General features: G+C 76.0%; 20 protein-coding genes. 7 read left to right on the forward strand and 13 right to left on the reverse strand.

Features of this window, described 5'->3' with window-relative positions; genetic code table 11:
* Positions 1-409 precede the first annotated feature (409 nt).
* The gene (gene ligD, locus ACQRUO_RS13710; RefSeq protein ID WP_428316136.1) at positions 410-1,417 is read left to right on the forward strand and encodes a non-homologous end-joining DNA ligase; all 1,008 of its coding nucleotides are present in this window, start codon (positions 410-412) and stop codon (positions 1,415-1,417) included.
* Between the two features lie 58 nt (positions 1,418-1,475).
* Here the strand turns inward: ligD and lnt are convergent, their stop codons facing one another.
* On the reverse strand, positions 1,476-3,038 hold the full coding sequence (lnt, locus tag ACQRUO_RS13715; RefSeq protein ID WP_428316137.1) for an apolipoprotein N-acyltransferase: 1,563 nt from the start codon (positions 3,036-3,038) through the stop codon (positions 1,476-1,478).
* Positions 3,039-3,236: 198 nt separating this feature from the next.
* Here lnt and ACQRUO_RS13720 point away from each other — a divergent pair, with 198 nt between their 5' ends.
* Positions 3,237-3,746: a histidine kinase gene (locus ACQRUO_RS13720; protein WP_428316138.1), complete on the forward strand. Its 510-nt coding sequence runs from the start codon at positions 3,237-3,239 to the stop codon at positions 3,744-3,746.
* A gap of 107 nt (positions 3,747-3,853) precedes the next feature.
* Here the strand turns inward: ACQRUO_RS13720 and ACQRUO_RS13725 are convergent, their stop codons facing one another.
* Entirely contained in the window at positions 3,854-4,633 is a 780-nt protein-coding gene (locus ACQRUO_RS13725) for a class I SAM-dependent methyltransferase (protein ID WP_428316139.1), read from the reverse strand.
* A gap of 102 nt (positions 4,634-4,735) precedes the next feature.
* Between ACQRUO_RS13725 and ACQRUO_RS13730 the strand changes: the two genes are divergently transcribed.
* Complete coding sequence (locus tag ACQRUO_RS13730; protein WP_428316140.1) at positions 4,736-6,250, forward strand: N,N-dimethylformamidase beta subunit family domain-containing protein; 1,515 nt, start codon at positions 4,736-4,738, stop codon at positions 6,248-6,250.
* A 7-nt stretch (positions 6,251-6,257) separates the two neighbouring features.
* Here ACQRUO_RS13730 and ACQRUO_RS13735 read toward each other — a convergent pair whose 3' ends face one another.
* Both ACQRUO_RS13735 and ACQRUO_RS13740 read right to left on the reverse strand, forming a co-directional pair.
* Positions 6,258-7,157: a carbohydrate kinase family protein gene (locus ACQRUO_RS13735; protein ID WP_428316141.1), complete on the reverse strand. Its 900-nt coding sequence runs from the start codon at positions 7,155-7,157 to the stop codon at positions 6,258-6,260.
* On the reverse strand, positions 7,154-8,083 hold the full coding sequence (locus ACQRUO_RS13740; RefSeq protein ID WP_428316142.1) for a pseudouridine-5'-phosphate glycosidase: 930 nt from the start codon (positions 8,081-8,083) through the stop codon (positions 7,154-7,156). The genes ACQRUO_RS13735 and ACQRUO_RS13740 overlap by 4 nt, the downstream gene beginning before the upstream one ends.
* 414 nt (positions 8,084-8,497) lie before the next feature.
* On the opposite strand from ACQRUO_RS13740, the gene ACQRUO_RS13745 reads away from it, so the two are divergent.
* Positions 8,498-8,728 carry a hypothetical protein gene (locus tag ACQRUO_RS13745; RefSeq protein ID WP_428316143.1) on the forward strand — a complete coding sequence of 77 codons (231 nt, stop codon included), beginning with the start codon at positions 8,498-8,500 and terminating at the stop codon, positions 8,726-8,728.
* Between the two features lie 26 nt (positions 8,729-8,754).
* Here the strand turns inward: ACQRUO_RS13745 and ACQRUO_RS13750 are convergent, their stop codons facing one another.
* Positions 8,755-10,530, reverse strand: a complete 1,776-nt coding sequence (locus ACQRUO_RS13750; RefSeq protein WP_428316144.1) for a SpoIIE family protein phosphatase — start codon at positions 10,528-10,530, stop codon at positions 8,755-8,757.
* Between the two features lie 202 nt (positions 10,531-10,732).
* Here ACQRUO_RS13750 and ACQRUO_RS13755 point away from each other — a divergent pair, with 202 nt between their 5' ends.
* Positions 10,733-11,077: an SHOCT domain-containing protein gene (locus ACQRUO_RS13755; RefSeq protein ID WP_428316145.1), complete on the forward strand. Its 345-nt coding sequence runs from the start codon at positions 10,733-10,735 to the stop codon at positions 11,075-11,077.
* Between the two features lie 75 nt (positions 11,078-11,152).
* On the opposite strand, the gene ACQRUO_RS13760 is transcribed toward ACQRUO_RS13755, so the two are convergent.
* Positions 11,153-12,439, reverse strand: coding sequence for a recombinase family protein (locus ACQRUO_RS13760; protein WP_428316146.1), 1,287 nt, complete (start codon positions 12,437-12,439; stop codon positions 11,153-11,155).
* A gap of 251 nt (positions 12,440-12,690) precedes the next feature.
* A complete protein-coding gene (locus tag ACQRUO_RS13765) occupies positions 12,691-13,362 on the reverse strand; it encodes a CGNR zinc finger domain-containing protein (protein ID WP_428316147.1) in 672 nt (223 codons plus the stop codon).
* A 56-nt stretch (positions 13,363-13,418) separates the two neighbouring features.
* Between ACQRUO_RS13765 and ACQRUO_RS13770 the strand changes: the two genes are divergently transcribed.
* The gene (locus ACQRUO_RS13770; protein WP_428316148.1) at positions 13,419-13,922 is read left to right on the forward strand and encodes a hypothetical protein; all 504 of its coding nucleotides are present in this window, start codon (positions 13,419-13,421) and stop codon (positions 13,920-13,922) included.
* A 50-nt stretch (positions 13,923-13,972) separates the two neighbouring features.
* Positions 13,973-14,668: a hypothetical protein gene (locus ACQRUO_RS13775; protein ID WP_428316149.1), complete on the forward strand. Its 696-nt coding sequence runs from the start codon at positions 13,973-13,975 to the stop codon at positions 14,666-14,668.
* A gap of 125 nt (positions 14,669-14,793) precedes the next feature.
* Here ACQRUO_RS13775 and ACQRUO_RS13780 read toward each other — a convergent pair whose 3' ends face one another.
* The 6 genes from ACQRUO_RS13780 to ACQRUO_RS13805 form a co-directional block, all read right to left on the reverse strand.
* Positions 14,794-15,321 (reverse strand): hypothetical protein, encoded by a 528-nt coding sequence (locus tag ACQRUO_RS13780; protein ID WP_428316150.1) that lies wholly within the window; start codon positions 15,319-15,321, stop codon positions 14,794-14,796.
* A 199-nt stretch (positions 15,322-15,520) separates the two neighbouring features.
* Positions 15,521-16,717, reverse strand: coding sequence for a type III PLP-dependent enzyme (locus ACQRUO_RS13785; RefSeq protein WP_428316151.1), 1,197 nt, complete (start codon positions 16,715-16,717; stop codon positions 15,521-15,523).
* Positions 16,714-18,471 carry an IucA/IucC family protein gene (locus ACQRUO_RS13790; protein ID WP_428316152.1) on the reverse strand — a complete coding sequence of 586 codons (1,758 nt, stop codon included), beginning with the start codon at positions 18,469-18,471 and terminating at the stop codon, positions 16,714-16,716. The genes ACQRUO_RS13785 and ACQRUO_RS13790 overlap by 4 nt, the downstream gene beginning before the upstream one ends.
* The gene (locus ACQRUO_RS13795; protein WP_428316153.1) at positions 18,471-19,724 is read right to left on the reverse strand and encodes an MFS transporter; all 1,254 of its coding nucleotides are present in this window, start codon (positions 19,722-19,724) and stop codon (positions 18,471-18,473) included. The genes ACQRUO_RS13790 and ACQRUO_RS13795 overlap by 1 nt, the downstream gene beginning before the upstream one ends.
* Positions 19,721-21,463, reverse strand: a complete 1,743-nt coding sequence (locus tag ACQRUO_RS13800; protein ID WP_428316154.1) for an IucA/IucC family protein — start codon at positions 21,461-21,463, stop codon at positions 19,721-19,723. The genes ACQRUO_RS13795 and ACQRUO_RS13800 overlap by 4 nt, the downstream gene beginning before the upstream one ends.
* Complete coding sequence (locus tag ACQRUO_RS13805; RefSeq protein WP_428316155.1) at positions 21,460-22,671, reverse strand: ATP-grasp domain-containing protein; 1,212 nt, start codon at positions 22,669-22,671, stop codon at positions 21,460-21,462. Before ACQRUO_RS13805 ends, ACQRUO_RS13800 begins: the two co-directional genes overlap by 4 nt.
* Positions 22,672-22,738 lie beyond the last annotated feature (67 nt).

The following is a 22,738-nucleotide window of genomic DNA, read 5'->3' on the forward strand; positions in this document are numbered from 1 at the left end:
GGCACGCGTCAACACCCCCAACGCGATCCGATCCGACAACCGGTCGCTCGCCGGCGACTTCACCTGTCCAGGCCTTGGCACAACCCGCTCAACGAGCGAACCCCACCAAAGTCACCGGTATTGCCCCTAGGGCCTGTCTTCAGACTCCCGTCGTCCGCCCGAAGGGCGGGCGGGGCGGCTCCCCCAGCCTGGCGGCTGGGAGGTGCCCCCACGGGTGCGTGCATCGGCGGTGCCGAGGAGGGAGTCCATGCGGAGCATTGGCGACTGACGAGAAGCCGTCGAGGTGCGTGCCCCGGCGTCGCCCCGCAGGCGGGAGGTTGAAGACAGGCCCTAGCGTTGGGAGGGACGGCAGCTGGGACGGCAATCGGATGCCGGTCGGGACGGATGCCGGCTGAGGCAGGTGACGGCGATGGCGGAGGCGGTCGAGCTGGTGGTCGGGGAGCGGACCGTGAAGCTCTCCAACCCGGGCAAGGTGTACTACCCGGGCCCCGGCTACACCAAGCTGGACGTGGCGCAGTACTACCAGGCGGTGGCCGAGGCGGTGCTGCGCGGGCTGCGGGACCGGCCTACCACGCTGCAGCGGTTCCCGGACGGGGTCGAGGGCGAGTTCTTCTACCAGAAGCGGGCCCCGAAGAACACGCCGGAGTGGCTGCCCACCGCCCGGATCGCCTTCCCCAGCGGACGGTTCGCCGACGAGATCTGTCCGGGCGAGCCGGCCGCCGTGCTCTGGGCCGCCAACCTGGGCTGCCTCACCTTCCACCCCTGGCCGGTGCGCCGCACCGACACCGACCGCCCCGACGAGCTGCGCCTGGACCTGGACCCGCAGCCCGGCACCGACTTCACCGACGCCGTCCGCGCCGCCCACCAGCTGCGCGAGGTGCTCGCCGGGTGCGGGCTGACCGGGTGGCCGAAGACCTCCGGCGGCCGCGGCCTGCACGTCTACGTGCCGATCCGGCCGGACTGGCACTTCCCCGAGGTGCGGCGCTGCGCGATCGCGCTCGGCCGGGCGCTGGAGCGGCGGATGCCCGACCGGGTGACCACCCACTGGTGGAAGGAGGAGCGCGGGGTGAAGGTCTTCGTGGACTACAACCAGATGGCCCGCGACCGCACCATCGCCTCGCCCTACTCGCTGCGCGCCCGTCCCGAGGCCACCGTCTCCACCCCGCTGGAGTGGAACGAACTGGACGACGCCGCACCCGGGGACTTCACGCTGCGCACGGTGCCCGCGCGGCTGGCCGAGCGGGGCGACCCGTACGCCGGGATGGCCGGGCAGGCGTTCGGGCTGGAGGCGGTGCTGGAGCTGGCCGAGCGGCAGGAGCAGGACGAGGGCCTGGGCGAGCTGCCGTACCCGCCGGACCACCCGAAGATGCCCGGCGAGCCGCCGCGGGTGCAGCCCAGCCGGGCCCGCAAGGAGTGAGGGCCCGGCCGGTGCGCGGGTGGTGCCCCGCCGGTGTCCGGGGGGTGCCGGACCGGCGTCAGCGGCGCGCGGCGGGCTGGGGACGGGCCGCGCGGTCGGGGCGCTGGGTGGTGGTCCGGCGGCGGGAGCGGTGCAGCGCGGCGCCGGCTGCTGCGGCGGTGACGGCCAGCGCGGTCCAGGGCACCACGTCGCCGATCCGGTCGTAGACGGTGCGGGCGTCGGGGGAGGGCAGCGACAGCCGGACGGTGAGCACCCCGCGCTGCCCGGTGCCGTACGCCGCCAGCTCGCGGCCCTGCGGGTCGAACGCGACCGAGACGCCGGTGAGCGCGGCCTGCACCACCGGGCGCCCGGTCTCGGCGGCCCGCAGCGCGGCCAGCGAGGCGTGCTGCTCGGGGGCCCAGCTGTCCTGGAAGGTCGAGGTGGCGGACTGGTAGACGAGCAACTGGGCGCCCTGCAGCGTGGCGGTGCGGGACAGGTCGGGGAAGGCGGACTCGAAGCAGATCAGCACCCCGGCGGGCAGTGGGCGCCCGGTGTGGTCGGTCGGCTCGAAGAGGTGGAAGCTGTGGCCCGGGGTGCGGTTCTCGGCGGCCGCCTTGCTGATCCCGGTCAGCCAGCCGAGCGCCCCCCGGAACGGGATGTACTCGCCGAACGGGACCAGCCGCATCTTGGCGTAGCGGGCCTGGACGCCGCTCGCGTCCAGCAGCACCGCGTCCTTGGAGATGTGCCCGTCGCCCTTCCGGGCGTCCTCGTTGACCAGCAGTTCGCTGCCGGTGGCGGCCGACAGGGCGCGCAGCCGGGCCAGCGTGGCGGTGTCCCGGGCCAGGTCGGTGGTGACGCTGCTCTCGCCCCAGACGATCAGGTCGGGGCGTTGGGCGCCGGGCGCGGCCAGGGCGGCGGTGAGCGCGGCCGAGGCGTCCAGCCGGGCGGCTCCGTCGGGGGTCAAGCCGGGCTGGACCAGGTCGATGGTGGCGGTGCGGACCGGGCGCGGTGCCGGGGTGAGCGCGAACGCGGCGGGGCCGGTCACCAGGACGGCGGTCGCCGCCAGCGCGCCGAGCGCCCGCACCGGGGTGTGCGCGGCCAGCAGCGCCAGCAGCACACCGGTGTTGACCGCGACCACGGCGGCGCTGAGCAGCCAGATCCCGCCGAGCGAGGCCAGCGCCAGCAGCGCCGGGTGCTGCCACTGGGTGGCGCCGAGCAGCGCCCACGGGCCGCCCAGCGCCTGCCAGGAGCGGGCGAACTCGGCCACCACCCAGAGCGAAGGCAGCACCACCAGGGCGGCCAGGGCCCGGCGCACCGTCAGCGGTGGGCGCAGCAGGGCCCGGGCGGCCGCCCCGAGCCCGGTCTGCAGGGTGCCGAAGACGATCGCGATCAGCGGCAGCGCCGGGCCCACCGAGGGCAGCAGCCAGTACATGGCGGCCAGCACGTAGCCGGTGCCGAACCACCAGCCGCGCACGGCGGCCTCCCGGGCCGTCGGGGCGGCGCGGAAGAGCAGCAGGGCGGGGATCAGCCCGACCCAGGCCAGGGGCTCCAGGTTCAGCGACGGGAAGGCGAGCACCGGGAGCATGCCGGCTGCCAGGGAACCGTAGCGGGCGGGGACGGCGAGCGCGGTGCGGAGCGACATGGGCCGATTGTCCGCGTCCAGGCCGGTCCGCACCATGACACCGTCACCTGCGCTCGCGCGTGTCGCACGCTGCGCTCCGGCATCGCCCGTGCCGGTGACCCCCCGGATGGCCGCCGAGTTGACGCCGGTTCAGCCTGCGGAGCCTAACGTGCTCAACAGGAGTGGGCCGCGTGGGCGGGCAGCCGAGAGGGAGAAACGATGGCGGACGAGACGCACAGCATGCTCTTCATCACCTTCGGCGATCCGGTGGCCGCGCACGTCGCGTTCGGCGAGGCGAAGGAGCTGCCCGGCGCCCGGCAGGCGGCGGTGCTGCGGCGCTCGGCCGAGGGGCTGCTGGACACCCCGGAGAGCTGGGTGCGCGGCGCGGGCGCGCCGACCGTGGCGACCGGGATCGTCGGCGGCCTGCTCGGGCTGTTCGGCGGCCCGGTCGGGGTGCTGCTCGGCTGGACGGCGGGCACCGTGCTGGGTGGCGCGGCCGAGCTGAGGCAGTTCCAGGACGGCGCCGAGGGCCTGCTGGTGTACAGCCGGGACCTGGCCGAGGGGCACGCGATGCTGATCGTCGAACTGCACGAGCGGCAGCCCGAACCGGCCGACGAGCTGGCCGCCCGGCACGGCGGCACCCTGCTGCGCCGCCCGGCCGCGGAGGTGGCCGCCGAGGTGCGGGCCGCCGAGCGGGCGGCCGAGCAGACCCGTTCGGCGGAGGACTGAGCCCGCCGGTGGGGACCGGTGGGCCGTTGTCGCTGTCGCTGTCGCTGTCGCTGTCGCTGTTGTTGCTGTCGCGGCCGCAGTCGCTCGGCCGGTCGGCGGGTGGCCTGTCAGCGGACGGCGGCCACCATGGCGTCGGAGACCGAGCGCCAGCCCAGGCCCGCCTCGCGGAAGCCGGCGGCGAGCAGCTCGGCGGTGTGCCACTCGACGGGGTGGATGGCGCCGTCCCGGTGGTCGCGGTAGATCGCCGAGCGGGCGGCCACCGACTCGGCCAGCCGCGGTTCGGCCGCCGCGGCCTGCCACCACTGCTGCCAGTCCAGCACGCCGTCGGCCTGCTCGCGCTGCTGCCGCAGCTGCTCGTGCGCGCGCAGGGCCGCGTTCAGCAGCGGGGTGGCTGGCTGCGGGCTGTGGTCGGCGTTCAGGAAGAGCCCGCCGGGGCGGAGCAGGCCGGCCAGGTCGCGGTAGACGCGGCGCAGCACCTCGGTGTCCAGCCAGTGCAGCGCGGTCGCGGTGACCACGGCGTCGAACGGGCCGGCGGGCAGTGCGGCGGTCCACTGCGGGTCGCGCAGGTCGGCGGTGACCAGGGTCAGCCGCGGTTCGTCGCCGTGGCTGCCGCGGGCGATGTCGAGCAGCGCGGGGTCCAGGTCCACCCCGACGCTCCGTGCCCCGGGCAGCCGGGCCAGCAGGCGGCCGCTGATGCTGGCGGTGCCGCAGGCGAGGTCGAGGATCCGCGGGGCGGGGCCGGTGACCGCCTCGACCAGGTCGAGCATGACCCGGAAGCGCTCCTCGCGGTCGGGCAGGTACCACTGCTGCTGGCGGTCCCAACTGCGCTGCCAGTCGGTCCAGAAGGCGCGGTCGGTGTCCGGGGCGGTGAGGCGGGTGTCGGGCATGGAGGTCCCCCTGATGTAATGGTCTTAGTTGGAGATCAGGTGTTACTGCCGGGCTGGCGGAGTCCACTGTACTCAGAATCGAGTAAGTGACAAGAGGCAGAAGTGGCTATTACCGGCGTCCGTTGGCGAGCCCTGTCGGCCGGGCTCGCGCTGCTGCTCGCCGCCTGCTCCGGTGCGGGCGCGCCGGGCGGGTCCGGTCCGGCCTCGTCCCTGCTCCCGTCCTCGTCGCCGCCCGGGTCCGCGGGGCGCCCGGGCGGCGCTGCCGGCCCGTGGACCGTGGCCGCCGAGAACGCGCTGCCCGGCAGTCCCGACTGGCCGATCAGCGCGCCGGGTGCCACCGAGGAGATCCAGGGCTTCGCCGACCACGCCGGGGTCCGCCCGGGTGCGCCGGTCGGCATGTTCGTCTCCACCACGGCGAGCTCCTTCACCGTGCGGGCCTACCGGTTCGGCTGGTACGGCGGCGCCCGGGCGCGGCTGGTCTGGAGCTCGCCGCCGGTGCCCGGGGTGCGGCAGCCGGCCGCGGTGGTCCACGCGCGCGGCACGGCGGTGGCGCCCTGGCAGCGGAGCCTGAGCGTGCCGACCGACGGCTGGCCGCCCGGCTCCTACCTGCTGCGGCTGGACGCGGCCTCCGGCGGCCACCGCTGGGTGCCGCTCACCGTCGAGTCGCCCTCAGTGGCCGGCACGGTGGTGCTGCTCCAGGCGGTGACCTCCTACCAGGCCTACAACACCTGGGGCGGGGCCAACCTCTACACCGGTCCGGACGGCAGCGCGGCCACCCGGGCCCGCGCGGTCAGCTTCGACCGGCCGTACCAGGACCAGGACGGGGCCGCCGACTACTTCACCCTGGAGCAGCCGCTGGTGGCCTTCGCCGAACGGCTCGGCCTGCCGCTCGGCTACCGGACCGGACTCGACCTGGACCAGGACCCGCAGTCGCTGGCGGGCGCCGCCGCGGTGGTCAGCGAGGGCCACGACGAGTACTGGTCGCCGGCCATGCGCGCCACCCTCACCGCGGCCCGCGACCACGGGAGCAACCTGGCCTTCCTCGGCGCCAACGCGATCTACCGCCGGATCCGGTTCGAGGGCTCCGCACTGGGTGCCGACCGGGTGGAGGTCAACTACAAGGTGCCGCAGGAGGATCCGCTCTACGGCAAGGACGACGCCCGGGTCACCGGCAACTGGCCGGACCCGCCGGACGCCGACCCGCAGAGCGCCCTGACCGGCCAGGCCTACGCCTGCTACACCGCCACCGACGGGCCGCTGGTGGTGGCCGATCCGACGCACTGGATCTGGGCCGGCACCGGGGTGCGGGCCGGGCAGCAGCTCGCCGGGCTGGTCGGGCCGGAGGCGGACCACCTCGACGCCGGCAACCCGGCGCCGGCGCCGCTCGCGGTGCTCGCCCACTCGCCGCTCGCCTGCGCCTTCGGTCCGGCCACCACCGCCGACACCACCTACTACACCGCGCCGAGCCGGGCCGGGGTCTTCGACGCCGGGACCGAGAACTGGATCTGCGCGCTGCGCAGCGACAGTTGCCCGGGCGTGCCGGACGGGGACCGGCAGGCGGTGCAGATGGCGACGGCGAACCTGCTGCGGAAGTTCGCTGCCGGGCCCAGTGATTGACGGTGTCTCAGTTCCTTGCCGGGCGGCCGCCGATCACGGTGACCGCCGTGGCGCCGGTGCGGCAGCCGGCCGCGGTGGCGGCGGCCAGGTCGGCGCCGGCCAGCCGGGCGGCCAGGAAGGCGCCGGTGAAGGCGTCGCCCGCGCCGGTGGAGTCGACCGCGGCCGTGGCCACCCCCGGTACCACGGCGCGCAGTTCGCCGCGCTCGGCGGCCAGCGCGCCGGCCGCGCCGAGGGTCACCACCGCCTGGCCGAAGTCGGCGCTGAGTCGCTCGGCCGCCCGGGCCGGATCGGCGGTGCCGCTCAGCAACCGGGCCTCCGCCAGGTTGGGGAGCAGCAGCTGGGCGCCGGCGACCGCGGCCAGGAAGGCCGCCGGACCCAGCTCGGCGAGGAAGCCGGTGGAGGCCGGATCCACGCTGACCGGCACCCCGGCGGCCCGGGCGGCGGTGATCGCCACCCGGGCCAGTGCCCGGCCCGGCGCGCTGAAGAGCAGGTAGCCGGAGAGGTGCAGCCGGCCGACTCCGGCCAGCAGCGCCGGATCCCAGTCGGCCGGGCCGAGGTGGTGGGCGGCGCCGCTGTCGGTCAGGAAGCTGCGCTCGGCCGCCGCGTCCACCAGGGCGATCACCGTGGCGGTGGCGGCTTGCGGGTCGACCGTGAGCACCGGGTGGACGCCGCAGGCCAGCAACTCGGCCCGGTGCCAGTCGGCGAAGTCGGCCCCGACCCGGGCCAGCAGCCGCACCTCGGCCCCCGAACGCGCCGCCCAGGCAGCGGTGTTGGCCGCCGAGCCGCCCGGCCGCAGCGAGATCCGGGCGGCCGTGTCGGTGGCCGGGGCGAGCGGGCCGCCCAGCAGCGCGACGATGTCGGTGGCGACGTCGCCGATCACCAGCAGCACGCCGCCCGGGCCGGTCACGCCGGGTGCTCCGCCCAGGCGGTGGCGATCTCGGCACCCAACCGCACGTTGCCGCGCACCGCCGCCAGGTTGGCCTCCAGCGAGGCGCCCGCGGTGTGCTCGGTGAGGTAGCCGAGCAGGAACGGGGTGGCCGCCTGTCCGGTGGCGCCGGCCGCCTCGGCCGCGGCCAGCGCCTCGGCCAGCACCCGGTCGTGCAGCGCCTGGTCCAACTGCTGCTCGGGCGGCACCGGGTTGGTCACCAGCAGGGCGGAGGAGAGGCCGCCGAGCCGGTCCTGCTGCCGCATCACCGCGACCACCTCGGCGGGGTCGGTCACCGTCCAGTCCACCGGGTGCCCCGAACTGGTCAGGTAGAAGCCGGGGAAGGAGTCGGTGCGGTAGCCGAGCACGGTGATCCCGAGCGTCTCCAGCCGCTCCAGGGTGGCGGGCACGTCCAGGATCGACTTCACGCCGGCGCAGACCACGGTGATCCGGGTGCGGGCGAGCAGCGGCAGGTCGGCGGACTCGTCCAGGGTGGTGGCCCAGCCGCGGTGCACGCCGCCGAGCCCGCCGGTGGCGAAGACCCGGATGCCGGCGCGGGCGGCCAGGAAGGCGGTGGCGGAGACGGTGGTCGCCCCGCTGGCGCCGGTGGCCAGCGCGGGGGCGAGGTCGCGGAAGCTGAGCTTGCGGACCGCGGGGTCGTCGGCGATCCGCTCCAGTTCGGCCTTGCCGAGGCCGACGTGGGCCACGCCGTCCAGCACCGCGACGGTGGCCGGCACCGCGCCGCCGGCCCGCACCAGGGCCTCCAACTCCTGGGCCACGGCGAGGTTCCGGGGCCGCGGCAGGCCGTGCGAGATGATCGTGGACTCCAGGGCGACCACCGGACGGCGGTGGGCGAGCGCCTCGCGGACCTCGGCGGCGAGCAGCAGGGGAAGCGGAGAGTCGGTCATGCATGATGACTGGCGTGCGGGCAGGCGCTTCAAACGTCGGTGGGCACCGGGGGCGGGGCGCACGGTGCGGCGGGTGCGTCGCGAACGGCGAGGCAGCGGAAGGGCGCCGGGCATGCGGCGGCCCCCGGGGAGTTCGCGGGGTCCGTGGGCGTTCAGCCGTCGCTGTGCGCTCCGGTGTCGGGCGGGCCGCTCGGGGGCCTGGCCAGAGCCTGGATCTGGGTCACTCGGACGGCTCGCCGGACGTCTCAGCGGGCGGTGTGGCTCTCTCCGGTTTTCCGGTGTACAGACCAGTTTGCCCCTAATTCTCCCGGGGTCAAGAGGTTCCGCGTGGTCGGATGTGGCCGCTTTCCCCATCGGCCCAACGGCAGCTCCCGACCGTTGGCGTGCGGCAGCCCGGGCGGCGAGCCTGGGGGTATGAACAGTTACGCGAGTCACGAGCCGCTGGTCGAGGTCGCCCCGCTGGGCAGCGACAGCCGCTACCGCCTGGTCCGGTTCCGCGGGCACGCCTGGGAACCGGTGGACCAGCAGGAGTTCCGGGCCGAGGCGGCGCGCCTCTTCCCCCAGCTCGACCTCGACGACCCGGAGCAGGTCAGCTGGCAGGACCACCCCTGGGAGTGGCCGAACTGGCACCCGGGCGAGGCGTGACGGGAGGGGAGAGGAAGCCCAGGTCGTCAGTCGGCCTCGGCCAGGCGGGTGGCGAGGATGGCCACGTCGTCCTCGCCGTGGCCGGCGGCCAGGCCGGTCAGGGCGGTGTCGATCAGGTGCTCCAGCGGCGCGGCGGCGTCGAAGTCGAGCCCGCCGAGGGCGGCCAGTGACTCCTCGATGTCGCGGTGGCGCCGCTCCACCAGGCCGTCGGTGTAGAGCAGCAGGGTGCTGCCGGGGGCGAACGGCAGGGTCAGCTGCTCGTGCCCGCCCCAGGCACTGCCCAGCGGCGGGCCGACCGGCAGCCGCAGCAGCCGGCCGCGCCGGTGCGGCCGGTCCAGTTGGAACGGCGGCAGGTGGCCGGCGGTGGCGAAGGTGCAGCTGCGGGCCGCCGGGTCGAGCAGGGCCAGCACGCAGGTGGCCACCCGCTCCTGCCCGAGCGCGCCGGTGATCCGCTCCGCCTCCCGCAGGATCCCGGCCGGTGAGCGCCGCTGCAGGGCGAGCGCACGGATCAGCGAGCGGTACTCGCTCATGGTGGCGGCCGCGTCCAGCCCGTGGCCCATCACGTCGCCCACCACCAGCAGGGAGCGCCCGCCGGGCAGCGCCACCGAGTCGTACCAGTCGCCGCCGACCTCCGCGCTGGCGCCGGCCGGCAGGTAGCGGCCGGCGCACTCGACGTCCGGGTGCGGGGACATCGGCTCGGCCAGCAGCGCCCGCTGCAGGGCCAGCGCGGACTCGTGCTCGTGCGCGTAGCGCTGCGCGTTGCTGATCCCGGAGCCGGCCCGGCCGGCCAGCTCGACCATCAGCGCCACCTCGTCCGGCGTGAAGCCGGGCGACTCGCCGCCCCGGGCCACGATCACCACGCCGATCACCTGCCCGCCGGCCGTGAGCGGCACGTAGACCGCCGAGTGCAGGCCGAGCCGGCGGTACCCGGCCACCCTGGCCGCGTTGGTCGCGGCGGCGCGCAGCTCCTCGTCGGAGGGGAAGTTGAGCACCACCGGTGCCTGGCCGGTGACGCACCGCTCGGCCGCCGAGCCGACCTGCGGGCGGATCAACGCGCCGGCGCCGCCGATCGAGGCGCCGGTGCCGACCAGTTCCGCGGTGGTGCTCAGGGCCAGGCGCTGCATGGTCAGCAGCTCGCCGGCCGCGCCGCTGTGCCGGTCCGGCACCACGACGTCCACCACGGCGGCGTCGGCCAGCCGGGGGACCAGCAGCCGGGTCAGCTCCTTGGAGGCCTGGTCGACGTCGAGGGTGGTGCCGATTCGGGTCGCCGCCTCGTCCAGCAGCGCCAGGCGGGTGCGGGCCCGGTCCAGGGCGTGGCGGATCCGGCGGTCCTCGGTGATCTCCAGCACGATCGCCACCAGGCCCACCGGGATCCCGGCGGTGGACTCCAGCCGGTGGTAGGCGTTGTGCCACCAGCGCGTCTCGTCGGCCGGGCCGGACGGGGTGGTGCCCTCGACCGTGTGGGTCCGGGCGACGCCGTCGGCCAGCACCGCGTTCAGCGCGGTCTCGGCGGCGGGCACGTCGATCTCCGGGACCACCTCGGCGAGGCACCGCCCGGTGTGCCGGTCGGCCGGCACCCCGTTGATCTCGGCCAGCGCCCGGTTCACGTAGCGGAAGCGCAGCTCCAGGTCGAGCACGGCGACCCCCACCGTGGCGCGGTCCAGCACCTGCCGGACCAGCTGGTAGTCGGCCAGCAGCGCGTCCAGCTCGGGCTGGTCGGCGAGCGCGGCGTCCAGGGTGGCCAGCAGGGCGCGGGCCTGGGTGTCGTCGAGGATCGGGAGCGGGGCGACCGGGTCGACCATGAATCCCTCCTGCCTGGCCGGGGGCAGTCCTTCCTGGATCATCCCATCGATGCCGGGCGAGCGCCGCGCCGTGGGCGGGGCGGGACCGGGCCGTTCGGACGCTTACGAAGCCCTCATCTTCGGGGCGCACACTGGAGGGAATTCGACAACCGGGGGTGCGGCACGGACGGCCTCGGGGCCGAGGTCGGAGAGGTGGTGTGGGATGTACTTCCACCGCTTTCACCATGGGGGCGGAGCCGGCGGCTGGCACGCCGGGTTCTGGATCTTCACGATCGGCGGGTTCCTCTTGCTCGTGCTGCTGGTGGTGCTGATCGTGCTGGTGTACCGGCTGTTGGCGAGCCGTCACCAGCACGCCTCGGCGGTCGGCGGTGCGCCGGCGCCCGGCGGCTGGCACCACCCGCCCGCGGCGGGTGAGGCCGAGCGGATCCTGGGGGAGCGCTACGCGCGCGGGGAGATCGACGAGACGGAGTACCAGCAGCGGTTGCGGATGCTGCGCGATCCCGGGGGCGGCGGTGGTGGCGCGGGTGGGGCGCCGGGCGGCGGGTGAGCGCCGGGCGGTGCGGTGAGCGGCCCGGCGGCGGCGCGCGGTGGGTGGCGCGGGTCGGCGGCGGGCCGGGCAGGCTCAGCAGCGGGCGCGCGGCAGGATCTCGATCCGGCCCGGGTCGAAGACGCTGCGGCTGGTCGAGGAGGCCGAGATCCGCACCGCGCTGAAGAAGTGCCGGAAGACCGCGGCCCGGCGGGCCGGGGTCAGCCGTGGCCAGCCGAACCGCGCCGCGGTGCCGGTCGGCACCCCGTCCAGCGCCCGGTGCCGGCCGAACACCCCCGTCGGGTCGGCCGGTTCCGGCGGCAGCGCCTCCAGCAGGGTGATCGCCCGCTCGGCGACGTGCGCCTCCAATGACTCGGCGCCGATGTGGCGCGAGCAGTGTTCGGCCTCCAGGCTGCTGTTGGAGGTGCAGGCGTAGGTCGGGTAGCTGCCGACCATCGAGCCCACCATGTGCCGCTCGCACCGGGTGCAGCGGACCAGCGAGGTCAACGGGTAGGCGCGGCGCGGCTTGCGGGTCTCGGCCTGTTCCCGGATCCGCCGGACGCGCAGGGCCTGGGCGGCCTCCCAGTCGGCCACGCTGACGCAGGCGGGCCAGCCGGCCCGCAGGTAGCCGCCCTCGGGGGAGCGCAGGATGCCGCCGCCGAGCAGCCGCAGCCCGGCGTAGCGGGGAGCCTCGAGCAGCCGGCCGACGCCGCTGACCGTCCACTTGTTGCCGTAGGCGGTGGGGACCTGACGGGTGTTCAGGTCCACGGCCAGCGAGCGCAGCGACTCGCCGCCCAGGTACCGGGTGAAGAGCTCGCGGACCACCGTGGCCTCGTGCTCGACCAGTTCGGTCATCCCCGGGGTGTAGCCGAAGCGGCGCAGCCCGCCGCCGTGGGTGCGGCCCGCCTCGGCGGCCGCGCGGTGGGCGGTGCGGGCCCGTTCCGAGGTCTGCCGGGCCGCCCGACAGGCCCGCTCGGCCGGGCGCAGCAGCGCCGCGCGCTCGGCGGGGTCGTTCAGGTCACGCGGATGGCCGTACAGGCGCAGCCGGTGCCGGTCGGCCAGGACGAGTAACTCGGCCAGCGCGCACGGGTGGTCCGCCAGGCGCTCGGCGCGGTACAGCCAGAGGTGGCCGAACTCCTCGGCCCGGACGGCCTCGACCAGCGCCGCCCAGCCGGGTGCGAAGGCTGCGGGCTGCGGGGTGGCGGGCGGCCGGGTGTCGGCGAAGACGTGCCGGGGTGCCAGCGGCAGTCCGCGGGCGGCGGCCTGCTCGCGGGCCACCGACTCCTGGAGGTCGAGGCCGTCCCGGAGGTCGCGGCCGGGGAGCGGCCAGCAGTACACCGCGGCGTGGCGCTCGGGGGCGTCGGTGGCAGGGGCAACGGGCACGGTCGTTCCTCGGGTCTGGGCATGGCACGTCCGCGGACGGTGTCCGGCCGGGCCGGCCGTCGCGGCGCACGTGGGGGAGAGCCCGAGGCGGTCAGGCAAGGAGTACCTAAGGAAGGCTAGCCTAGCCTAATGGTGCCGGGAAGAGGGAGACCTGACGGGTGATGGGACCTGACGGGTGATCTGGGGTGTGTCGGGTTGACGGTCGGGCGCCGGGCGGCGCGGGTCGGGTGCTACCGCCCGGCGTCCCGGGGTCAACTCGCCGAACCGGCGCGGCGGTGGGCGGCGACCCGCTCGCGGGTGGCGCAGCGGCGCGAGCAGTAACGGCGCGTCGGGCCGCTGCCCTGGGCGAGGTAGACCTGCCCGCAGCTCGGTGAGGCGCACACCCCGCCCGGCGGGCGCTGGCGGTCCCAGAGCAGCACGGTCAGCGCCAGGCAGGAGGCGGCCAACAGCCAGGCGCCCCACGGTCCGTCGTCGTCCGCGTCGAGGTGCGGGTGCCAGGGGGTGGCGCCGCGGTGCGAGGTCAGCCGCAGTCGGCCGGTGTGCTCGGTCAACAGCCGGTTCAGCGCCGCGGCGGCCGCGTCGGTGTCCTCGGCCGTGAAGACCTCGCGCAACAGCCCTGCGGCGTCCCGCAGTTCGACGAGGTCCTGGTCGGTGAGGGCGATCGGGTCCGGCTCGCCGTACTCGCGCAGCACCTGGGCGACCTGGTCGGCGCTGGGCGCGTCGGCGGTGAGCGCGTTGACCAGGGCGACGGTGCGCTGCGCGGCGGTGCTGACCGAGTGGCGGGTGGACCAGTCGTCGGGGGCGGGGGTGGGGCTCGTGACCGGCTGCGGGGTGGGCGGCCGGCGGAACGGCGGCACGTGGGTGGGCGGCAGGTCGGCGGGCGGCCTGGCGGAGTGCCCGGTGGGGTGGTTTGACGGAGCCATGGTGGCAATGTAACGCATCTGGCGCAGATTTGCGTTACATGCGTAAGGTTCGTCGGGTGACCGAACGGAGTTACCTCCTCGGCGCCGCGGCTGCCCGCACCGGTGACGAGATGTCCATACCCGCCCTGCTGCTCGCGGCACTTGCGGCCACCGGATCGACCTCGGCCGCCGCCACCCTGCCGGCCGCCCTCACCGCGGCCGCCGCCGTGGGCGGTCCGGTGGTCGGCGCGCTGCTGGACCGGGCGGCCCGCCCCGGCCGGCTGCTGGCCGCCGCACTCGCCGGCTACGCCGCGACGCTGACCGCCGTGCTGGTCGGCCTGGGCCGGCTCCCGCTGCCCGCGGTCGCGCTGCTCGCCGCGGCCGGCGGCCTGCTCGGGCCCGCGCTCTCCGGCGGCTGGACCGCGCAACTGCCGCGCCTGGTCCCGGCGGACGCACTGGCCCGGGCCACGGCGCTGGACGCGGCGACCTTCGACGTGCAGCCCTGGTCGGGCCCGCCCTGGCCGGCGCGGTCGCCGCGGGGTGCGGGGCGCGGGCGGCGGTCCTGGTGGCCGTCGGGCTGATCGCGGGCGCGGTACCGGTGGCGTGGCAGCTCCCGGCGGGGGTGAGGGTGGTGGCGCGCGCCGGTGCGGGCGCGGACGCGCGGGCGCTCCGGGGGCTGCGGGGGCTCCAGGGGTTGCGCGCCGACCTCGGGGCCGGTGCCCGGGCTGTGCTGCGCAGCCGGCCGCTGGCCCGGGCAACGGCCGGCTCCGTCTGCGCCGCCGCCGCGCAGGGGATGCTGGTCGCCTGCCTGCCCCAGCTCGGCACCCGGGTGCTGGGCGCGGCCGGGCGCGGGCCCCTGCTGCTCGCCCTGGTCGCCGCGGCCGGCCTGGCGGCCAACGCACTGCTGCCCCGCCTCCCGCAGCGCCCCGCCCCGCTGCGGGTGCTCCGCTGGACGCTGGCCGCGCAGAGCCTCGCCCTGCTGCTCGCCGCCACGGGCCGCGCGCCGTCGCTGCTCGCCGGGTCGCTGCTGCTCGGCGCGGCGGACGGGCCGCAGCTCACCGCACTCTTCACGCTCCGGCACCAGGAGGCACCGGAGCGGCTCCGCGGCCAGGTCTTCACCACCGGGGCGAGTCTCAAGCTGACCGGCTTCGCCCTCGGCGTCGCACTGGGCGGTCGGCTGGGCGCCTGGTCCCTCGACGGGACACTGCTGGCCGCGGCCGCGCTACCGGCGCTGGGGGTGGCGCTGGGTGTCGGCGGCGGGCCGGCTCGGGTGTGCAGTGGGGCGGAGGTGCGCGCTGGGGTGGGGGAGGCGTGGGGCCGTCGGTAGGCCTGCTCTTCGGATCCTGCCGGGTGCGCTACGCCGTGCCCCCTCGGGCTCGGACGGAACGCGGAGCTCCCGCCCGATCGGCTGGATCGGGCGGGAGCTCCGGGCACTCCGGGAGCACCTGGCGGTCAGGCCGCCTTGGCGGGGACCGGGCGGGCCGGGGTGGCGGTGCGCAGGCGGATGGCGCGCAGGCGGATGGTGACCAGCCGGGCGATGGCCTCGCCGAGGGCCATCATGACGAAGGCGGCGACCCAGGCCTGCGAGCCGTTGATGTGCTGGTCGCGGCTGAAGTTCGCGACCTGCTGGGCGAAGCCGGTGTGCTCGGTCGCCAGGACGAAGGCGATCCGGGTGCCGATGCCGCCCACCCAGAGGGCCGCGGCGAGCAGGCCCGCCTTGGCGAAGGCACCCTCCGTGGTGGTCCAGACCCGGGTGGTCAGGCCGGCCGCGGTGCCGAGCAGGATGCCGAGGGCGGCCAGCCCGAGCTCCAGGCCGAGATCGCCGCCGGCGGTCGGTACCGACTTCAGGTAGATCGCGGCGGTGGCACCGATCAGCACGATCGGCAGCACCAGGCTGGCCAGGTCGAGCTTGCCGCCGCGCATCTGGCGGATCACGAGGAGGATCAGGGCGATCTGCACGCCCCACTCGGTGGTGTTCATGTCCCCAAGACTCCTCGCGCGGGCCCTGCGGTACCTCGGCCCCGGGGTGGGCAGGGGGGGTTGAACCGGGACCTCCACCCGCGGGTGGAGAAGCCCGGGGCCGAAGGTCTCTCCTACGGATCCTGCCGGGCGCGCGACGCCGGGCATCGCCCCCAGCCTGGCGCAAGATCCGTAGGAGAGGCCCCACGAGCAGGAGCACTCAGTCCAGCAGGTGGAAGCCGGGCGCCGGGTGCATCAGGAAGGCGTGGTGCGAGATGTTCCAGGCGTACGCCCCCGCCATGCCGAACACCACCCGGTCGCCGGCCCGCAGCGTCGGGACGGGCGCCTGGCGGGCCAGTACGTCCTTCGGCGTGCACAGTTGCCCGACCAGGGTGACCCGGCCGCCGGTCGCCGCCGGGCGGGGCCAGGGGTGCGGCCAGGAGTCGACCGGCAGCACGGTGAACGGCTGGTCGTGCCCGCGGGCGGCCGGGGTGCGCAGGTGGTGGGTGCCGCCGCGGAGCACCGCGAACTCCTCGCCGTGGCTGCGCTTGACGTCCAGCACCTCGGTGGCGTACCAGCCGCAGTAGGCGCTCACCGCCCGTCCCGGCTCGATCCGCAGCCGCACCCCGGGGTACCGGGCCAGCAGCCGCTCCAGCCCCGCGCCGTACCCGGGCCAGTCGAACCGGGTGGCCGGGTCCACGTAGTCCACCGCCATGCCGCCGCCCAGGTTGACCTCCTCGACGGGCACCGGGAGCGCGCTCGCCCAGGCCAGCACCCGTTCGGCGAGGGCCAGGTGCTCGGCCGGGGCGAGGCCGCTGGCCAGGTGGGCGTGGATGCCGCGCAGCCGCAGCCGGGCGAAGGCCGGGGTGGCCAGCAGCCGCAGGCACTCGGCCAGTTGCTCGGGGTCCAGGCCGAACGGGCTGGGACGGCCGCCCATGGCGAGCGGCACGCCGGCCAGGGCGTCCGGTGCCACCGGCAGGTTGACCCGCAGCAGCAGGTCGACCGGCGCGGTGGCCAGCGCGGCCAGCCGGTGCAGCTCGGCCACGCTCTCCACGTGCCAGCGGTGTACCCCGGCGGCCAGCGCGGCGGCCGTTTCGGCGGGCGTCTTGCCGGGGCCGCCGAAGGCCAGCCGGGCGCCCGGTACAGCGGCCCGGACGTGCGCCAACTCGCCGCCGGAGGAGACCTCGTAGCCGTCGACCGCGTCGCGCAGCGCGGTCAGCAGGGCCGGGTCGGGGTTGGCCTTGGCCGCGTAGTACAGCTCGACCCGGGCCGGCAGCGCGGCGCGGATCGCGGCGGCGTGGGTGCGCAGCGCGGGCAGGTCGTAGAGGTAGCCGGGCAGGGCGTCGGCGGGCAGCGCGGCGGCCCGGGCGGCAACGGCGTCCGGCAGGGTCGGGCGGGCGGCGACGGTGGTGTTCAACGGGCGCTCCGGAGGGGGGAGTCGGGCGTGCCGGCGGCCTGCGCCAGCACTTCGGCGGCCAGCGGTGAGGGCAGTCGGACGTACCCGGCCGCGCGGTCCGCCCTGCGCTCCCAGCGGGTCAGCAGGTTGGCCTTGGCCGGCAGCGGCACCCCGGCGAGCAGGGCGCGCAGCCGCGGCGGGCAGCCGTGCCGCTCGCCGTACTCGGCCAGCACGGCGCGCACCCGCTCCCACAGCCGGGCCTCCAGCTGCGGTTCCTGGTCGGCGATCACGGCCAGCAGCTCGGCCACGTGGTTGACCAGCAGGCAGTACACCACCCGGTCCCAGCCGCGCTGCGCGTCGTAGCTCATCGGATCCGCCACCTCGGGCGACAGGGCGGCCAGCCGGGCTGCGGTCGCCACGGGCAGCAGTTCGGGGACCAGCTTGGTGCCCTCCAGGTCGCGGAAGAGCAGCTGGGCCGGGTGGCCGGCCTCGTCGACCGCGACCAGCACGTTCTGCAGGTGCGGTTCGAGCACCAGGCCGTGGTCGAAGTAGGCGGCCAGCACCGGGGGCAGCAGCAGGCGCAGGTAACGGGTCCACCAGTCGAGCAGCTCCGGTGCCGCCACCGGGCCCAGCAGCGAGGGCAGTTGGGCCGAGCTGGTGGGGTACTCGTCGGCCACCGCCGCGGCCAGCAGCGGAATCAGGCCCGGGCGCAGCCGGGCGCTCAGGTCCTCGCGGACGATCAGGCCGAAGCCCTCCAGGAGTTCGGTGTCGGGGCGGCCGTCGGGGCCGGGCAGCGCGAGGGTGCGGTAGGCCGGCTCACGCAGCACCGCGGCGTCCGGGAACCGTTCGGCGAGGTCGGTCAGCGCGTCGTCCAGCAGGCCGGTCAGCTCGACGGCGCCGGTCAGCTCGTAGGCGGCGTTCTTCCGCAGGCAGTTGGTGATCCGCACGTTGAGGCTGAACTTGAGGAAGGCGCCGGCGCCGTGCAACGTGCGGACCGAGGCGGTGGCGGCGAACTCGGGTCCGCCGCAGCCGAGATCGAGCACCTCGCCGGACGCCAGCGCGGCCCGCAGGCGCGGGTGGTCGCGCAGCAGCCGGTACTGCCAGGGGTGTGCGGGCAGCAGCCGGTAGCCCGCCGGGACCTCGCGCACTCCGTCCAGCAGGCCGTCCAGCAGCGCGCCCGCCGCCGGGTCCACGCTCTGCTCGGCGAGCAGGTCGGCGCGCACCGCCAGGTAGCGCAGCGGGAAGGCGGCCCGCGCCTCGGGCGCGTAGGCCGCCCAGGTGGCCCGGTCGGCGCCGTGGGCGGAGCGGGACTTGGGCGCGGGGTGGAAGCGGTGGCCGAAGAGCAGCGCCTGCTCCGACTCCAGGTAGCGGTCGGTGCCGGGCGCCGGGCGGTCGGCCAGGGCGGCCAGCACGCCCTGGTGGCTGGAGGCCAGCTGGTCCAGGAACTCCTCGTTGTGCACGCCGGTGCGCAGGCTCAGCTCGGCCTGCACCAGCTCGGCCAGCTGCGGCCAGTCGAGGTCCGTCCAGCCGCCGCCCGGGTCGCGGCGCTGCACGGGCCCGGTGAAGCGGTGCGCGCCGAGCAGCGAGGTGCGGCGCAGCGTGACCCGCAGCAGCTCGCCGCGCCGGGGCAGCCGGAGCAGCAGGCGGCCGTCGTGCACCGCGGTCTGGTGTTCCGGGCCGGAGACCTCGCGCAGCAGGCAGTTGACCAGGGTGTGGGCCACCACGTCGGCTGCGGAGGGGAGTTCGGTGCGGGCGGGGGAGAGGGCGAGCGACATCAGCGGCTCCGGCGAGTGCGGGTGCGGGTGCGGGTGCGGGTGCTAGGGCTAGGGGTCCGGGTGCGGACGGTGCAGAGGGCGAGGGCGGCGACGAGCGCGGCGGCGGTGCCGAGCAGGATCGGTGAGCCCGCGCCGTAGGCCGAGTTGGCCAGGGTGGCGAGCAGGCCGGCGACCACCGCGCCGCCCTTGGAGACCAGTTCGAGGGTGCCGAACATCCGGCCCGGCGGCCGGCCGCGGGCGGCGTCGGCGGCCAGCACCGACAGGCAGACCAGGCCCAGGGTCATCCCGGCACCGAGCAGCAGGCGGGCCGCGACGAAGGCGGCCACCGAGTGCGCCGGGCCGTGCCCGGCCAGCCCGGCCGCGACCAGGGCGAAGCCGAGCGCCAGCCACCTGCGCGGGCGGTGCAGCACCGCGCGGTGCGTGCGGCCGGCCAGCGCCAGGTAGACCAGGTGCGGCAGTGCGAAGAGGACTCCGGAGACGGTGCCGTCGAGCCCGGGGACGCGCTGGTCGACCAGGGTGATCAGGTACGGGTAGGAGACGATGGTGGCGAAGACGAAGGTGAACTCGTAGGCGTAGAGCGCGCGCAGGCCGGCGGGCGGGGCCACCGGGCCGCCCGGCGCCGCTGCCGCGGCGTCCGACGGGGTGGCGCTCCCCGGCTCGGGCAGTCGGCTCAGCAGGGCGGCGGCGGCCAGCGGCAGCACCGCCATCACCAGGTACTGCCGGTGCGGGGAGAGCCACGGCGAGAGCGCTCCCACCAGGATCGGCGCGGCCACCAGGGCGGCCCGCGCGCTGCCCTGCATCAGGGTGAGGGCGCGGGAGAGGCCGGGGCCCTCCAGGGCGGCGGCCAGGTAGCCGTTGGTGGCGGCGAAGGTGCCGCCGAGGAAGCCCTGGAGCACCAGCGCGAGCGTGAACAGCGGCAGGCTGCCCGCCAGCCCGGCGCAGAGGAAGGAGACGCTGAGCCCGAGTTGGGCCCGCAGCAGCAGGCGCTTGCGGCCGAAGCGGTCGGCCAGGCGTCCCCAGAGCGGGGCGCCCAGCGCGCTGAAGACGGTCGGCACAATGTAGAGCAGGCCGGCCCAGTGGCCGTGCGGGTCGCCGAGCCCGGGCAGGATCGCGGTCAGGTAGGGCGGCAGGCCGAGCGCGGCGAAGGAGGCGACGAAGTAGCAGCCGGCCACCGCGTGCACCTGGCGGCGGGCCAGCCCGGCCGCCGGCGCGGGGGCGGTCGGTGGCGACAGGGGCGCCGCTGCCGTCCTCACGCGCCCGCCAGGTAGTTGGGGCCGCTGGTGTAGTGCTTGTTGACGTCCGCCGCGCCGGAGCGCTCCTTGCTGAGCAGGGTGCCGGCGCTGACCATCGCCTTGACCGGCAGCCGCTCGGCGGACAGCAGCGCCGCGCGCAGCGGTTCGCCGGCCGGGCCGAGCCGGTCGAGCGCCTCGGTGAGCCGCTTGCGCAGCAGGGCGAGGCCGTCGGCGAGCGGGGCCCGACCGTGTTCGGCCAGGGCGAAGGCGAGGGCGGCGGTGCACAGGTGGCCGGTGATGGTGCTGAACAGGTCGGTCAGTGCCCGGTCGCTCGGGGCGAAGGTGCGCAGGTCGTCGAAGGCGGCCAGGGTCTCCTGGTCGATCGTCGCCGCGGCGCGTTCCCGGTGGATCCGGGGGCCGTCGTTGTCCTTGTAGAGCAGGCGCAGTCGGGGCGCGCCGGTGGGGGTGCGGTCGAGCAGCAGCGAGGTGTTCTGCTGGTGCGACTCCAACGCCACGCCGTGGCCGAAGAGGGTGACCTGCCAGTCCAGCAGCAGGGTGAGCAGCGCGTCGTAGAGCGCGAGCGGGTCGCCGGCGAAGAACCGGTCGGCGAGTGCGTCCAGCACCAGCCGGCCGTCGGGGGCGGTGGCCGGCAGGGCGGCCAGCGGGACGGTGACGGTCTCCCGGTCCGCGCAGGCGGCCGGGAGGCGGCGCAGCAGGACGGCCAGCAGCTCGTGCCCGGCGTGCGCGTAGCACTGCTCGTCGGCCAGCAGGATCGTCTCGGCGAACCGGGGCTCGTGCTCCAGCACCTCGCCCAGCAGCCGCTGCCCGGCGGCGCCGTCGGCCAGCGTGCCCGGCTTGATGGTGCGCCGGTTGCGCAGGCCCAGGGTGGCGGTGGCCAGCGGCAGCTTGAGGTGGTGGCGAGGGTCGACGGCGACTGCGACGGTGCGCATCGACAGCGTCGGCACCACCTCCAGGTACGGGCGCTCGGCGAGCACCGCCCGATCGGCCAGTCCCCGCTCGAGCAGCGCGGCGGTCAGCGGCTCGCCGACCGACAACGGGTGGACCGGCAGCGTGAGGTGACCCTCCGTCAGCTCCGGCAGACCGAGCGCGGCCGGGGTCGGCCACCAGGACGGCAGCGGGGCGGTGCCGTGCACGGTCAGCGCGTCGGCCGGCAGCACCAACCAGCGCAACAGGAAGGCCGGGTGGCACTCGGGCGCGTACTGCCGCAGCTGTGCGGTGTCGAGCCCGGCGCGGCCACGGGCGGTCGGGTAGACGGGGTGGTCCTGGTAGGCGGCCAGGGCGTCGAAGCCGACACTGGCCCGGGCCCCGCCCCAGTGGGCCGGGTCGGCGCCGTAGGCCTGCTGCAACGCGGCGAGGGCGAGGGGCTGTTCGTCCTGGTGCCACTCCATGGTGGCCAGCGTCTGGCGGCACTCGGCGGCGAACGCCCGGTAGCCCGCGCGGTCCGGCGCCTCGGCCTGCGCACCGAGTGCGGCGAGGATCTCCGCCAGCTCGGTCACGGGTCGGCCGGCCACCTCCAGCAGGGGAAGCCTGGCCGCGAGTTCGCACTGGAAGCCGTCCGGGCGGACCGGCAGGGCGAACATCCGGCCCGCCAACCAGTCGCCGTCTTCCCGCCGTTCGAGGCGCGAGCCGGTGCGCAGGCCGAGGACGTCCTCGCGCAGCAGGGCGTCGAGCACCCGCAGGGTCAGCTGCTCGGCGGCGGTCGTGGCGGTCCCGGCGGTCGCGGTGGTCGTGGCGGTCATCCGGTGATCTCCCAGCGATTGGCGGTGAGGAAGGCGGCGACCTCGCGGTCCACGGCGGCCTGGTCGGGGCCGATCGCCCAGACCACGCCCAGGTAGTCGCGGTTGGTGCGGTAGTGCTCGTGCCGCTCGCCGAGGGCGCGCAGCGGGCGGTAGCTGAGCCTGACGCCGTCCAGGTGGAGGTCGCAGGCCGGCGGCGCGGCGGTCAGGGTGCCGGCGCGGTCGGCGCAGACCACCTCGTTGCGGGCCCGCAGGTCGCTGCGGGCGCCGAGCTCCGCGGGCAGCGGCTCGCCGAGGTGCACCCGCAGCACGTGCTCGAAGTACGGGATCTCCAGGAGCTGCGCCAGCATCAGGTCGCACTGGTCGCCGATCGCCCGGTAGTTGACCTCGATGATCCGCGCCCGGCCGTCCGGTTGGAGCACGAACTCGGTGTGGCAGGCGCCCAGTCCCACGCCGAGCGCGTCCAGTTGGGCCAGCAGCTGGTCCACGACGGGTTGCGGGTGGGCCGGGACGAACTCCAGCACCTCCTCGACGAAGTGCGGCGGCGGCGACAGCCGGGTGCGGAAGCCACCGAGCACCAGCCGCCGTTCGCCGTCGCCCAGGGTCTCCAACGTGTGCAGCTCGCCGGCCAGGAACTCCTCGGCCACCAGCACCGCACCCGGCCGGCGGTGCCGGATCTCGGCGCACCGGGTGGCGAGCTCGGCGGCGTCGGCGACCAGCACCACGTCCTCGCTGGCCACCCCCTCGCGCGGCTTCAGCACGCAGGGGAAGGGCGGCAGCTCCAGCGCGGCGAAGTCCAGCTGGCCGGGGGGAAGTTCGGTGCTGCGCACGGTGTCCAGGCCGGTGGCGGCGAGGTGGCGGCGCAGCTCGGCCTTGTTCTTGGCCCGGAAGGCGGCCCGCCAGTCCTTGGCCGGCAGGCCGAAGTACCCGGCGGCCAGCGCGGTCTGGACCTGGAGGTGGTCGCTGTTGCTGAACACGGCGGTGGGCACCTGGTGGCGGGCGATCAGGCCGATCACCTCGCGGAAGTCGGCCACCGCGCAGTCCAGTACCAGCAGGTCCGCGGGCAGGCCGGCGGCCGTGGCGTAGGCGCGGTGGTGGGCCTCGCTCTGGTCGGTCAGCACGGTGACGGCCAGGCCGAGCCGGGCGGCGGCGGGCAGGAAGCCCTGGGTGACCGAGTCGGTGGGGTTGTGGGCGAGCAGGTAGAGCCGCAAGGCGGGACTCCTCGGTGCGGGGGCGGTGCGGGGGCAGTACAGGGGCGGTACAGGGGGGCGCGAGGCC

This window comes from Kitasatospora sp. LaBMicrA B282 (assembly GCF_050325825.1).
Lineage (GTDB): Bacteria > Actinomycetota > Actinomycetes > Streptomycetales > Streptomycetaceae > Kitasatospora.